Origin of the sequence: Chryseobacterium sp. POL2 (assembly GCF_011058315.1) — a bacterium.
In the GTDB taxonomy this organism is placed as follows: domain Bacteria; phylum Bacteroidota; class Bacteroidia; order Flavobacteriales; family Weeksellaceae; genus Soonwooa.
Window position 1 is genome coordinate 2,777,483 of the sequence record NZ_CP049298.1, and the last position, 13,574, is coordinate 2,791,056.

10 protein-coding genes are annotated in these 13,574 nt (G+C 37.0%); 3 read left to right on the forward strand and 7 right to left on the reverse strand.

The features are described 5' to 3' along the window. The first annotated feature begins 1 nt into the window (after window position 1). Together rpsI and rpsB are read left to right on the forward strand one after the other, a co-directional pair. Window positions 2-388 carry a 30S ribosomal protein S9 gene (rpsI, locus tag G6R40_RS12880; protein WP_165136308.1) on the forward strand — a complete coding sequence of 129 codons (387 nt, stop codon included), beginning with the start codon at window positions 2-4 and terminating at the stop codon, window positions 386-388. Window positions 389-590: 202 nt separating this feature from the next. Continuing rightward, window positions 591-1,346, forward strand: coding sequence for a 30S ribosomal protein S2 (gene rpsB / locus G6R40_RS12885; protein ID WP_165136311.1), 756 nt, complete (start codon window positions 591-593; stop codon window positions 1,344-1,346). A gap of 82 nt (window positions 1,347-1,428) precedes the next feature. On the opposite strand, the gene G6R40_RS12890 is transcribed toward rpsB, so the two are convergent. From G6R40_RS12890 to G6R40_RS12915, 6 genes are all read right to left on the reverse strand, one after another. Next, a complete protein-coding gene (locus tag G6R40_RS12890) occupies window positions 1,429-2,055 on the reverse strand; it encodes a DUF6759 domain-containing protein (protein ID WP_165136314.1) in 627 nt (208 codons plus the stop codon). 3 nt (window positions 2,056-2,058) lie between these two features. Then, complete coding sequence (gene trmB, locus G6R40_RS12895) at window positions 2,059-2,736, reverse strand: tRNA (guanosine(46)-N7)-methyltransferase TrmB (protein WP_165136317.1); 678 nt, start codon at window positions 2,734-2,736, stop codon at window positions 2,059-2,061. A 64-nt stretch (window positions 2,737-2,800) separates the two neighbouring features. Beyond that, window positions 2,801-3,592 carry a hypothetical protein gene (locus G6R40_RS12900; RefSeq protein WP_165136320.1) on the reverse strand — a complete coding sequence of 264 codons (792 nt, stop codon included), beginning with the start codon at window positions 3,590-3,592 and terminating at the stop codon, window positions 2,801-2,803. Window positions 3,593-3,721: 129 nt separating this feature from the next. After that, window positions 3,722-7,942 carry a T9SS type B sorting domain-containing protein gene (locus tag G6R40_RS12905; protein WP_165136323.1) on the reverse strand — a complete coding sequence of 1,407 codons (4,221 nt, stop codon included), beginning with the start codon at window positions 7,940-7,942 and terminating at the stop codon, window positions 3,722-3,724. A gap of 370 nt (window positions 7,943-8,312) precedes the next feature. Next, window positions 8,313-10,691: a choice-of-anchor L domain-containing protein gene (locus tag G6R40_RS12910; RefSeq protein WP_165136326.1), complete on the reverse strand. Its 2,379-nt coding sequence runs from the start codon at window positions 10,689-10,691 to the stop codon at window positions 8,313-8,315. Between the two features lie 151 nt (window positions 10,692-10,842). Then, window positions 10,843-12,051: an aminotransferase class I/II-fold pyridoxal phosphate-dependent enzyme gene (locus G6R40_RS12915; protein ID WP_165136329.1), complete on the reverse strand. Its 1,209-nt coding sequence runs from the start codon at window positions 12,049-12,051 to the stop codon at window positions 10,843-10,845. 148 nt (window positions 12,052-12,199) lie between these two features. On the opposite strand from G6R40_RS12915, the gene G6R40_RS12920 reads away from it, so the two are divergent. Next, window positions 12,200-12,658, forward strand: a complete 459-nt coding sequence (locus tag G6R40_RS12920) for an Lrp/AsnC family transcriptional regulator (RefSeq protein WP_165136332.1) — start codon at window positions 12,200-12,202, stop codon at window positions 12,656-12,658. Window positions 12,659-12,714: 56 nt separating this feature from the next. On the opposite strand, the gene tsf is transcribed toward G6R40_RS12920, so the two are convergent. After that, window positions 12,715-13,536 (reverse strand): translation elongation factor Ts, encoded by an 822-nt coding sequence (tsf, locus tag G6R40_RS12925; protein WP_165136335.1) that lies wholly within the window; start codon window positions 13,534-13,536, stop codon window positions 12,715-12,717. Window positions 13,537-13,574: the final 38 nt, after the last annotated feature.

Consider the following 13,574-nt stretch of genomic DNA (forward strand, 5'->3'; position numbering starts at 1 on the left):
TATGTCTACAGTACACAAAATCGGAAGAAGAAAAACTTCTGTAGCTAGAGTATACGTAAAACCAGGTGCTGGTAACATCACTATCAATGGTAAAGACGTTAAAACTTACTTCGGGACAGACGTTTTAGTATACAAAACAAACCAACCATTTTTATTAACAGAAACTGTAGGTCAATATGATGTAACAGTTAATGTTTTTGGTGGTGGTATTACAGGTCAAGCTGAAGCTATTAGATTAGGAATTTCTAGAGCACTTTGCGAAATCAACGAAGAATTCAGAGGATTTTTAAAACCTCACGGTCTTCTTACAAGAGACGCAAGAATGGTAGAAAGAAAGAAACCAGGTCAGAAAAAAGCGAGAAAGAGATTCCAATTCTCAAAACGTTAAGAATTGCAATAAGCTTAAAGCAATATGCAATAAGCTATTTGAACTTATTAAAATTTTTAATCCGCTTGAAAGCTTACAGCTTAATGCTTAGAGCCTAAAGCATCAAAATTGCCCGTTACGTTTAGCATCCAAACGCTTCTCCCATCTAAAGAAGTTGTTGATTGTTTAAAAAACGGAAAGTAAACTAACAAAAACAGAAAACATGGCAAAAGCAAATGTAAAAGACCTATTAGAGGCTGGCGTACACTTCGGTCACATGACGAGAAAGTGGAACCCAAATATGGCTCCATACATTTTCATGGAGAAAAACGGTATTCACATCGTAGATTTACATAAAACAGCTGTAAAATTAGACGAAGCTTGTAGTGCTTTAGAAAAAATTACATCTGCAGGCAAAAAAGTTCTTTTCGTAGCGACTAAAAAGCAAGCGAAAGAAGTTGTAGCAAAACACGCTGCAGAACTTAATATGCCTTATATTACTGAAAGATGGCCAGGTGGTATGCTTACCAACTTTGTTACAATCAGAAAAGCGGTTAAGAAAATGAACCACATTGATAAAATGAAGAAAGATGGTACTTTCGAAACTTTATCTAAAAAAGAAAGATTACAAGTTGATCGTCAAAGAGCTAACTTAGAAAAGAACTTAGGCTCTATTTCTGACATGGTGCGTCTTCCTTCTGCTATTTTCGTAGTAGATATTATGAGAGAACACATTGCCGTTACAGAAGCTAAAAAATTAGGTATTCCTGTTTTCGGTATTGTTGATACGAACTCTGATCCTAGAAAAGTTGACTTCGTTATACCAGGAAACGATGATGCTTCTAAGTCTATCGACATGATTCTTTCTGTAGTTGGAGAAGCTGTGAAAGAAGGTCAATCTCAAAGAAAAGCTGAGAAAGAAAAATCTAAAGAAGACGAAAAAGCAACAGCTGAAAAAGATGCTGACTTTGATGCTTAATCAATAGATTTATCAACATAGAAAAGCTTCAGATTTATTCTGAAGCTTTTTTTTATTTTAAGTTTAAAATAATATTTAAATATTAACTCTTAGTTTTATCTTTTTCGATATTAAGGGAAATAACAATATTTTTATTAATCGATTTCAAAGACTCGTATGCCGCATCACAAATATTAGAACGAAGCGTATAACTTCCCTTTTTTACAATAATCGTTTTATCAGAATTAGCAGGTACCGCAAGATTATACAATTGTGGACCTTCCATATTAAGAATCATATCGCAAAGCGACTTGTTCTGAATTAACACCACCGAAGTAGGACTGTTGGGATCAGCTTCATTAAATAAGTCATTAAGAACATTTGCTGTAGTCTGCTTTTCGCTAGATTTATCCTCGTCCATGAGTTTGTTGAAAAGTGCGCGATCTACTTTGTCGGATTGATTATCGTATGCTTTGTTAGCGTTTAAAGTGGGCGTAGCAATGGGAGAAGCCTTGTCGTTTTTCATCCAAGATGCGTTTTTCAAACTTACCAATTTTTTCTTTAAAAACAGACGGTACTGATCGTCTTTGTGTGCAGTACTCAGATAAGTTTCAATCTCTTTAATATTGGTGCTTTGTGTAATATGTTGTTTCTTTTTTGGAGTTGTGTTGTTTGCCGTGCTACAAGATGCCAATATTAAAATGCCAACAGCATAAAATAGTCTTTTCATAAATTATTTAATCTGAAATCTTATATAAGTAATTGTTTTTCCTTTTGCTGAGAACAGTTGTTCGTAATAAGTTTGTATTTCTCTTAAAAGAGGGGTTTCGGGATCGTATTCTGGCGCACCATAAATGTCGTGGTGTGCGGTAATGATGTTATGTCCCGCGCCTTGCAGATAGCCTAAGGTATAGCCATGTAAAAACTCGGAATCTGTTTTTAGATGCACCATGCCATCTTTTTTCATGATTTTTTTATAACGCGCTAGGAAGTCTGGATGTGTCAGGCGGTGTTTTGTTCTTTTGTATTTAATTTGTGGATCTGGAAAAGTAATCCAAATTTCATCCACTTCATTTTCCGCAAAAAAGTGCTCTATTAGCTCGATTTGTGTTCTAAGGAAGACCACATTATCCATTCCCAAAGTATGGGCTTCTTTAGCGCCAAACCAAAAACGTGCGCCTTTGATATCAATACCGATAAAGTTTTTTTCTGGAAAAGCTTTGGCCAGTCCAACACTGTATTCTCCTTTTCCGCAACCAAGTTCCAGTACAATTGGTTTTTCATTTTTAAAAACATCTTTTCTCCAATTCCCTTTTAGTGGATAATTATTAAGCGCCTCTTCACGGGTTGGCTGAAAAACGTTTGGTAATAGTTTGTTTTCTTCGAATCTTGCAATTTTATTCTTCCCCATTATTCTATTTAATGAGTGCAAAAATACAAATTTTAATCACAAATATTATGTTAAAATTTTCTTGTTATGGTTTGGCATCGGCTAAATGCGAATTTCTTAAACGTTTTTGATAAACAGGAAGATAACGCTCGATATAAGGTTTTACAGCTTCGTAATTTCCGGCCTCTGTCAAGTAAGAAATATTGTCCGAACTATAGATGAATTGGAGAAAGTTGGGGATGAATTCTTTTGGAATTTTTAAACGTACAAAATACTCGTCACCAAAATATTTCTGAATGCCTCCAATACTCGTTTGCATTTTTTCGTAGTCGTAAAGTCTTTTTTTCTTTTTGGCTTCGCCCGATAACATATCATAAAGACTAGAAATGCTTAGGCTGTAGCCACCATCGCGGAAGCCCAAAAGTTGATCTTGTGGCGAGGTGCCGTCACCTTTCGGCGCTGGCAGGCCGATTACTTTTCTTAGCTCATAAGATTTGTCTGTACTTTTCAGGCTGGTAACATCTTTGCGAAGATTTCCACTGGCTTTGAAAGCCGAAACAACCACTTCCTGGATTTCGTAATAGGCAATACTCAATTCAACGAAATTTTTACTCAGTGACAGAATTTCATTTGTTAACTTAATATCCTTACGATCCGTAATAATCGAGGTAAATCTGATAACATCACCACTTTTGGCAGGAATACTAAAATTTCCGTTATAATCTGCCAATACCGTTTTTTGGGTAGTAAGATTGGTCACATAAAACTGATTGAGAAACAAGTTGGAACGGTCTCTCAAATAGATTTCGCCATTGTAGTTTTGTGCTTGTAGCATAAAGCCAAAGAGCACAATAAAAAGTGTAAATAGTTGTTTCATTTCGTGAAGCAAAAGTATTGAGAATTTTCGCGAGTTAATACTTTTAAGATAAAGAAAAAGGGTTAAAATTTTTATAAACTTTAACCCCAATTTGTTAATTAATTATAATTAAATATTTAGTGATAGATTTTAATTGTTTTTTAACAAGATCCAACCTTTTTGTTGCGAAGGGATTTCGGCGCCCAATTCTTTCCATTCCATAATGTACCAATAGGTGTCACTTGGTAAAGGTTTTCCGTTAAGCTTACCATCCCAGATAAAATCTTTCTTATCTGCTGCGTCATAAACTTTCTTGCCGAATCTATCTATGACAATGAATTTTGCATCAATTTTTGATTGTAAATCCGAATAATCCACAACATCATTTTTGCCATCATTATTCGGGGTAATCGTGTTAAGAATTTTGATGATACTGAATTGCATCTCCGTTGGCTTACAATTGCTATCAGTCATAACACGGGCGGTATGAAGTCCTGGTTTAACATCTGTAAAGATAAAGTTGGGACCGAATGATCCATTGTCCAATGCGTATTGATAAGGTTGTTTTCCACCTTCGGCTTTTATAGTAACCGTGGAACCTTCAACAATAATAGCTACTATTTTTGCAGATTCGACTTCTGTTACTTTCACGAATTGTTTATGAGTGCAGCCATTTTGAGCGGTTAGTATAACAAAATAATTGCCTATTGGCGCATCATAAGCTATGTCGGTACTTACGGCATTGGTAGGGTCGTTTTCGTTATACCAAACCACTTTTCCTGTAAATCCTGCTTCAACTTCCAATCTTGCTGTTGTGCCATTACAGGTTTCTTTATCTTCTAAAATCAGAGAAGCAGTCGGAATATTGATGTTAAGTTTTAGTTCAGCTAGACTTGGGCAAAGTCCTGCACCAGAAATTCGCAGATAGTAGGTTTTTGAATTTGTAAATGTTAAATCAGCGTTGGTAACCACATCGTTGCCATTTTGTGCACCCGATTTAGAATTGTGATATGTAATGTTTAGGCCAGCGTCATTCGTGAAATTATTGCGGTAATTATCAAGATTTTGAACCGTGAATTTCCCTCCTAAGTCACCGCATTCTGCAAGTGTTACTTTTTCTTTTAATACCTGCACTTTATGACCAACTTTTAAAGTTATCATCGCTGAAATTGGTGCGCAATAATTTGGTGTTACTTTTACCCAAACAGGCGTATCTACTGCAAATGACCAATTGTCCGTTGTTATTAAATCCGTCATGGCAGCATTTTTATAATATTTTGCTGCAGAATACAAAGCGCTGTTTTGTAATATTATAGGGGTAACATCTGTTGAGAATTTGACTTCTGCCTTTCCATCGAGGTTGTTATCGCAAAATGTAGTTGTTAATGCGGTAGGATCTATAACTGGTGCTGGTTCTCCTTTAACTTCGACAATGGACGATGTCGTTGTACATGGCGAAGCCGAAGATTTTACGATAACAAAATATTTTCCTGGTTTTACATCGATGTATCGGCTGTTGATAATTGGTGTTGTGTGGTCATTATCATTATACCATTCCCAAGAGGTGTATGCACTTCCTGCGTCTAGACGTTGTGTGGCAACACCATCATCACAAATAGTGTAAGGCGAATTTGGGAAAGTAGGCGCTGGTGGACTTAGTTTGTTTAATTCCAGTTTGAATATTCTAGCGCAATAAGTGGTATTTGAAATTCGGAGGTAGAATGTATTATTTCCATTGTTGATACTCACATTGCTAGGATTGGTGATTGTTGTGCCATTGGTTCCATTTTGGGCATCTGTTAGCGATTTATAATACGTTGCAACAAGATTTGTTTCAGTAGTGAATTTTCCTAAATAATCGAATAGATTGACATCGTTACATACATTTTCGGGATAGCTAGCTGTTCCTGTTCTGTCAGGTATTACAGCGCCAATTTTTAGTTCAACTTCTTTGATGACAATAGGGCAGCTTCCAGATTCTACACGCACCCAAATTTTGTTAGTACTTGTTGTAAATATATAAGGAGTGTTCTTAGGAATTGTATTCGCAGCAGTTGGTGTGTTGGCATCAGCCTGTGTTTTAAAATAAGTAACGCTAAAACCAGCTACGTTGATGCCTGTTGTTACATCGTTAAGGTCGGCTTGGTAGTTGTTATCGATTTTTCCGTCTTCCTCATCACAATGCTGTTTGGTATAGTTTTCAGGTTTTACGTCTGGCGCGTTTAGAATGTTTAAAGTCACTTTTTTAATGGTATGACAGTTTAAGGTGTTTTCAATTCTTGCATAGACGATTGTCCCTGTAGGCGCAGCATAAGACGTTGGGATTTGCTCTGCCGTATCTTGGGTTTCTGCTCCTAGTTGTGTTTTGTAATAGGTTACACTTTTGAAATTCGCTATAGACGTATAATTTGTCTTTGTTAAGTCAAATGTTGCTGTAGAGCCTGTAGAACACTCGTTGATGCTTTCGTCATTTGCAATAACTCGATTGATGCTAATTGTAGCTCTCGCCGATTCGCGATCGGGGATAATGCCATCTCCAGAAAAAGAATATTCGAAGGTATCCATTCCAGTTGCACCTGGGTTGGGCTTGTAAATTATACTTTTTCCGTCGGCAGCAATAGTAGCAGAACCTTGTGTTGGCTCAATGTCTATTTTAATAGGAGGGAGAAGGTTCTGTGTGCTGAGTACAAATTTTGGCGTCACAGTTAGATCATCGCACATGTCATAATTATAATTTGTAAGTGTTGTACAATTATAAAATTTTAAGTCTTGTGTTTGTTCTGGTGCACAGCTTCCTTGTCTTATTCTAACAGCATAGATACCCGCTTGTTGGGGTTCATAGGTATTCTTGTTATTAACGCCAGGGGCGGGTACATATGTATTGCCAGTTTTTATAAGCCATTCATAGCTTGCAAAACCTTCTGTAATTTCTAATACAACACCTGGAAGGCACTCTCCATTTTTCCTTACAATTAAAGGTATTTTAGAAAATCCAGCAAAGTATCCTCCATAACCTACAGCATTACTCCCGCCTGATAACCCAGCAGTTACAGCTTTGTCGGACTCGATTGTAACATTGCCTGTAATATTGGGAATAGAATAGGTTACCCACTTTTTTTCAGGAGTAGCATTGTCATATGGCCCATATAGAGCGTTGGGTGTGGCACCATTAACTTTAACAATAGCACCTTTTTCTGTAATGATATTGAGTTTGGTCAAATAAGATGTGTTACCAATTTGGTTAATGTCCGATATTTCATCAATTTTTGTAGGGAGATAGCAGCTTAACGGCGGTATATAATTCATTCCTCCTGTTGCTAAAGCAGATGTACTACCAGCATTCTCTTCCACACCACCCATAAGTTGGTAGACGTAGGCATTTTCTGTTGTTTTGATGTGAAGGTTGTAATGGCCGTTGCCTTGATGTTGGTAATGACTTTCAGGAACTAAAAAATATTCACCAGGATTAACAAGTGTTTTGATAGGTGAAGATGCTCCATTGACGTATATTGATGTATTTGGTTTGGTGGCGACTACTAATGCACGTTCCATTTGGTTACCTATTTTACCAAAACCTTTTACAAGTATAAATTCGTTTCCTAGTTTATCTACAGGGACAGATTGATCCATTAATATGTCCGAGCCATCGAGGAGAACTGCATTGTCCGAGTGTTGTCCGTTAAAGTTACCGTTGGTCACAGAAATAGGTTTGTCAGATACAATGTGTGCCCCTATAAAACCGCTACGATTAGTGGGATTAAGAGCTCTACCATCTATAATATATGACTCTCCTCTATTAAGATTAACTGTGAAGGAGCTTTGTTTATTACCATCCGTAAATATCAGATTTTTGTCATAACCGTCTACTGTTACCGTAGTATTATTCTCTGTGGCAATGAAGCTTGTCATAAAACCAATATTCAGACTTGTATAGGTGTTGGGTGCCATTGCGGTATAGAATTCTGTCCCAAGACCTGCGGAACCTTTTGACGTGATAATCTCCGCATGGTTAGTAACACCAAAACGAAGATTAGCAAAAAAAGGATAATCACCTTTTACAAATAGTCCCATAGTTCCTACTGTAAAAATTTTTTCTATGTCTTCTTCATTTACAATTATATAATCTCTGTTGGTAATACGGATTTTGGCAGGGCTTCCTTTTCTAATTGTAGCCTGATAGATTACTCTGTTATTATTGTATACGCTAACGACAAATGGTGTTGTAACATTAGTTGAAAGATGTAAGTATTGTTCTGCTCCCTTATTGCCTTGCCCGTCATACATTGGTGCAAACCAGTGTTCTGTATCTAGTTGCGAAAAATATTGGCTAAAGAAAAACAAAAATATAAACGCTGATAAAATTCTTTTCATTAATAAATTACTTAGGTTAACAAATGTAACGATTAATTCGCAAAAGTATTTTGAACAAAGGCATAGTTTAACAATCCGGCAGGCTTTTGTCATCCCATGATTCCTTATTTTAAAACTAATGAAAGCAAATAGGTCAAAATAACAAGCTTGTTATGAGCTAATAGCAAGCTTGTCATCGGGTGATAGCAAGCTTGTCGTCGGGTGATAGCAAGCTTGCTATTTTTTAGCCTTTGGGAAGTCGCTCTACAAGGGCGTTGCAGAGGACGACTTTTCGAAAAAAAAAAGATGTTTTTTACCTATGTTTTGTAATGTCCCAGTCCTTCTGTTTTTTTTAGAGGGATTTAAAATTAAATTAAATAATAGACCGTTTCTAATAATTTTTCAGAAGAATCCAGCTTTTTATTTGCTGCATTTTTCCAGAAGTCGGTTCGATCCACTCGGCAACGTACCAATAGCTTCCTGTAGAGAGAACGCGCCCATTGAGCTTACCATCCCAGATGAAGTTGTTGCCTGTGTTGCCTTCAAAGACAAGTTTTCCCAGACGGTCGTAGATTTTGAGACGGCTATCCGTTTTGTTTAACAATTCGGAAAGGTTAATAACATCGTTGATGCCATCGGCGTTTGGGCTAATAACATTTGGGATATTAATAAGGCTAAAATCTCTAGAAACCGCATCACAATTGTCGTTGGATTTTACATAAATAGTGTGATTGCCAAGTGTTACATTTTTGAAAACATGAGACGACTGGAAGGCCGAAGCTGCGTCGTCATCCAAAGCATATTGATAAGGCGCAGTGCCCCCGATTGCCGTCACCGTCACCGTGGAACCAGAAATATCAATGGCATCGATAATGGCTGTTGGCGCTTCTTTAACTTCTACAGTTTGGGTATAAAAGCAACCGTTATAGCCTAGTTTTACGGTGTAGACTCCCACAGGTACATTTTGAATGCTTTGTGTAGTGGCATTGTTAAAACTCCACTCATACGAGGTGAAAGCGCCTAGACCAGTAATGGGATCTTTTCCTGTACCAGCATCTAACTCTGGATAGGTTGCGTTTTTGCAAACCGTGACTTCTTTTGGAAGTTGGGTAGAGGCTTTGGGTTGTTTAAGATTAAAGCTAATGGGCGCTACGTTGTCACAAAGTCCAGATTGATGAAATCTTACATAATATGTCTGGCTGGGTTGTGTAATATCCACTTCCACCACCGAAGCTATTGCATTCTGCCTTTTACCAGCATCAGCAAATTTTTTATAATAAGTTGGCTGACCCGTGTATCCGGGAATCAAAATGTTAAGGTAGTCGGTAAGGTCAATTTTGGTTTTTCCGTCAAGGTCATTGTCGCATATCTCAATAGGCGAAAGAGTCTGATAGTTGCTTTTACTGTTTTGGTTAAAAGTAATCTTTTGCAAAGTTGGCGTACAGCTTCCTGGTTTTATCCAAATCCAAACATCTTGCGCGGCTGTATTGAATTTAATGCTGTTAATTGCTTGTGAAAAATCGGGATTATTAATATTTGACGGTGGGTTTTTGAAATATTTCACATTATAGCTTTCGGACATATTGGTTATAATCTGTTGAGAGTATGCCGCGAAATAAACTTCTGCCATACCATCCAAATCATCATCACAAATATTATTAAAAGTAGTGTTTCCTATTATAGGTAGAATTTGTAGGTCTATTGTAATGTTGCCAATCAGCTTGCATCCACTAGCGAGTTCCACTTCTACTTCGTAGTATCCCGGTTGGTTGTAGTTAACAATATATGTTGGTTGATTTTGTGCGGACGCTATGATAACGCCATCTTTTTTCCAAGTATAAGCCACTGCCGTACCTTGTGCAACAGTTGGGGTAGCGTCTATTGTATGGCTAGCGTTGGTACAAAGTGCGGTACCATTTTCTAAGCTTAAATCAGGGCCAAGGTCTTTGTTGCCTACAAAACTTCCAGCTTTTAAGAAAACAGCCGAGTCGTAAAGGCCGTTGCCTTGGTCTGCAATAACCAGTTTGATGCGATAAGTTGCGCCAGGTATTACATCGGTTGTGGCGGTTAATATTTTGGTTTCCCCATTGAAGTTGTTTGGGCTGTTTCCATAGTTGTATTGTCCAAAATATTGATCGTTAATGGCAGGGCAGCTTTCTCCGCCACCTCGTACGGTATTCGATTTTATGGGGATGTTTGTGCCTGGGATTACAGCCAGATTTTTGTAATCTGTATCGCCGACTTTCTTTATTAAAAAAGCAAATCCATCCGTATAATTACAGCTTCCACTGTCTATTGTTCTTAAATATTGTTCGGATAAGAACATGTATTCAAAAAAAATCTTAGAGCTATTACTAGACACAAAATCAAATTCTAAAACCGTTGCATTGTATGATGTGTTACCAATGCTTAAAGCATGTTCTAGGTCTGGGTCGCCACTCCAGCCAGCGTCTGTATTGCTTTGTAAGCTGTTGTTGGGGCCAATAGCAGATTTTGCTTTTCCAGTAGAAAGAATGATGCCTTCGTCTATTGCAAAGTTGCTCGTAGCTTTATTAAAAACTCCATAGCTAAGGTCATTTCCTCCGAAGTTATGTCCAGTTACGCTAATATTGCTAATGCTGATACAAGTGTTATTGGCTCCCAAAAATTTATCGACCAATTGTTGTGCATTGTAATTGGTGTCAACGTTTATGTATTGAGCTTTTCCTAAAGAATTTGTAAATACAAAACTTAAAATGAAAATAAATTTGAATACTAGATTGTTACACATTTTTTCTCAGAATTTTGGTCTGTAAAATAAGGGCTACAAAATTACAATTTTAAAATCGTTAATTAAGTTTTAGAATTAAAATAAGCCTAAGACAAAAAATCCCAAGCTTTAAAAAAACTTGAGATTCCAATAAAAAAATATATGAGAATGATTAATTGATCACTTTGGCTTGGATAAGACAGGCGCGCATTTTTTCGTAAGTGCGTTGGATATCGTTGTCCAATCCAATAGAAAAACGAATGAGTCCATCTGATAATCCCATGCTTTTTCTTTCATCTTCTGGTATTTCTGATGATGTTGAAGATCCCGATGCCGAGAATAATGTTTTATAAAAGCCAAGACTCACAGCTAGGTAACCAAGATTTTCGTTTTGCATTGTTTCCATGACTTCATTGGCTTTTTCGACTGTACCAACATCCAGTGTTAATAGTCCGCCATAGCCATATTCTTCGCGCATCATACTTTTGTAAAGTGCATGGTCTTTATGAGATGCAAGACCTGGATATTTTACTGTAAGACCATCTTTTTCGAACATTTCGGCCAAGTATTTAGCATTATGGCTATGTTGTTTCATGCGAATATGCAAGGTTCTTAGATTTTTAAGAATATTAGCCGCGCGAAGGCTGTCCATTGTTGGGCCAAGTAGCATGCAGGCACCAGAATTCACGTTTTTAAGATCATTAATAAATTCCTGACTTGCACAGACAACGCCGCCCACAGTGTCGCTGCTTCTTCCGTTTATAAATTTTGTTAAGCTGTGGATAACAACATCTGCACCCAAAGCTATTGGTGAAATACAAAGTGGTGAAAATGTATTATCAACAATGAGTTTAATATTGTGTTTTTTTGCAATCTTCGATAGAGCAGCAATATCGGCAACTTCCAAAAGTGGATTGCTAACAGATTCGCAATACAAAACTTTGGTGTTTTCAGAAATCGACGCTTCGACTAGCTCTAGATTTGTAATATCTACAAAACTGGTTTTAATGTTATAGTCGGGAAGGAAATTTTTTAAAAATGCATAAGTTCCACCGTAGATGGTTCTGCTGGAAACGATGTGGTCGCCACTTTTACAAAGTTGCATCAGTGTTGAGGTAATCGCGCCCATACCAGATGCCGTAACATTGGCGGCTTCGGTAGCTTCCATCTGTGCAAGGGCTTCTCCAAGATACAAATTGCTAGGAGAGGAGTGTCGCGAGTATAGATAGCAGCCATCGGTATTGCCTTCGAAAGTGTCGAACATTGTTTTGGCTGATAAAAAGGTGTAGGTAGAACTGTCCGATATGGAAGGATTAACACCGCCGAATTCTCCGAAATATTGTAAATCCTGAATGTTGTTGGCTGGATCAAATTGTTTCATGTAATTGTTTTTATTTACAAATATTGCAGAAAGTCTTATTTATTACAAGAATGAAACTTATATTTAGATAATATTAAATAGTTTAGGTTTAATTATAGAAAATTTTGTTTAGATTTGATTTAAAATCAAGTTTTAAGTTGAATATTTTATGAACCTAGATGATACTGATAAAAAGTTGTTGATGCTACTGCAAGAAGATGCAAAAATGACTACTAAAGAAATTGCTAACCAACTGAATTTATCTGCAACAGCCGTATATGAGAGAATTCGTAAGTTGGAGAAAAACAAAATTATCCGCAAATATGTTGCTTTGATTGATAAAGAAAAGGTCAATCGTGATTTCGTGGTGCTTTGTCATATCAAACTGATTCAGCATAAAAAAGAATATGTACAGGATTTTGAAAAAGAAATTATGGATTTGCCAGAAGTTATGGATTGTTTCCATGTGAGTGGCGATTATGATTATATTTTGAAAATCGGTGTGGCTAATATTAAAGACTACCGAAGTTTTGTGGTCAACAAGTTAACATCGCTAAAACATATCGGAAGCTCGCATAGTGCTTTTGTAATTGGTGAAGTCAAATCCACGACGGCGGTTTCTATTTAAATAAAAAAAACCAGTCGCATGACTGGTTTTTTTATGATGTATAATTTTTATAAAAATTATAAGCTAACTCTTGCAAATCCTGCAACTTTAAGGTCAGCATTCACGGATTTTACATAATCTGAAACTGACATTCCACCGTCTTTAATGAAAGCTTGGTGTACCAAAGTGTTGTCTTTGTAGAATTTCTGCATTTTACCTTTAAGGATATTATCGATAATGTTAGCAGGTTTACCTTCTTTAGTTAAGATATCTCTTTCGATTTCTAATTCTTTATCGATAGTTTCTTGAGAAACTTGAGTCTCATCAAGAGCGATAGGATTCATCGCAGCAACTTGCATAGATACAGCTTTTGCAGCTTCTTCAGCACCATCTACCTTTGCAGAAAGAGCAGTGATAGCAGCGATTTTGTTACCAGCGTGGATATAAGCACCTACGAAAGGACCTTCGATTCTTTCGAAAGCTCCGATTTCGATTTTTTCTCCGATAACACCAGTTTGTTCGATTAGTTTATCAGCAACTGTAATACCGTGGAAATCTGTAGCCAATAATTCTTCTTTAGAACCAGCTGTGATAGCCATTTCAGCTAATTCGTAAGCTAGCTCTACGAAAGCTTCGTTTTTAGCAACGAAGTCAGTCTCACAGTTAAGAGAGATAATAGCACCTAATGTGTTGTCTTCGTTAACTCTTGCGATAACAGCACCTTCAGTCGACTCTCTGTCAGCTCTGTTAGCTGCAACTTTTTGCCCTTTTTTTCTTAAGATTTCGATGGCTTTTTCGAAGTCACCTTCTGCTTCTACTAATGCCTTTTTGCAGTCCATCATACCTGCTCCTGTTGTGTTTCTTAGCTTTGCTACGTCTGCTGCTACTGGTGTGTACATATTTGTAATGATTTTTATTTAAAAAAAAGTGATATATT

Coding starts and splice junctions, on each gene's coding strand:
- rpsI (WP_165136308.1), top strand. CDS start 2: ATGTCTACAGTACACAAAATCGGAAGAAGAAAAACTTCTGTAGCTAGA.
- rpsB (WP_165136311.1), top strand. CDS start 591: ATGGCAAAAGCAAATGTAAAAGACCTATTAGAGGCTGGCGTACACTTC.
- G6R40_RS12890 (WP_165136314.1), bottom strand. CDS start 2,055: ATGAAAAGACTATTTTATGCTGTTGGCATTTTAATATTGGCATCTTGT.
- trmB (WP_165136317.1), bottom strand. CDS start 2,736: ATGGGGAAGAATAAAATTGCAAGATTCGAAGAAAACAAACTATTACCA.
- G6R40_RS12900 (WP_165136320.1), bottom strand. CDS start 3,592: ATGAAACAACTATTTACACTTTTTATTGTGCTCTTTGGCTTTATGCTA.
- G6R40_RS12905 (WP_165136323.1), bottom strand. CDS start 7,942: ATGAAAAGAATTTTATCAGCGTTTATATTTTTGTTTTTCTTTAGCCAA.
- G6R40_RS12910 (WP_165136326.1), bottom strand. CDS start 10,691: ATGTGTAACAATCTAGTATTCAAATTTATTTTCATTTTAAGTTTTGTA.
- G6R40_RS12915 (WP_165136329.1), bottom strand. CDS start 12,051: ATGAAACAATTTGATCCAGCCAACAACATTCAGGATTTACAATATTTC.
- G6R40_RS12920 (WP_165136332.1), top strand. CDS start 12,200: ATGAACCTAGATGATACTGATAAAAAGTTGTTGATGCTACTGCAAGAA.
- tsf (WP_165136335.1), bottom strand. CDS start 13,536: ATGTACACACCAGTAGCAGCAGACGTAGCAAAGCTAAGAAACACAACA.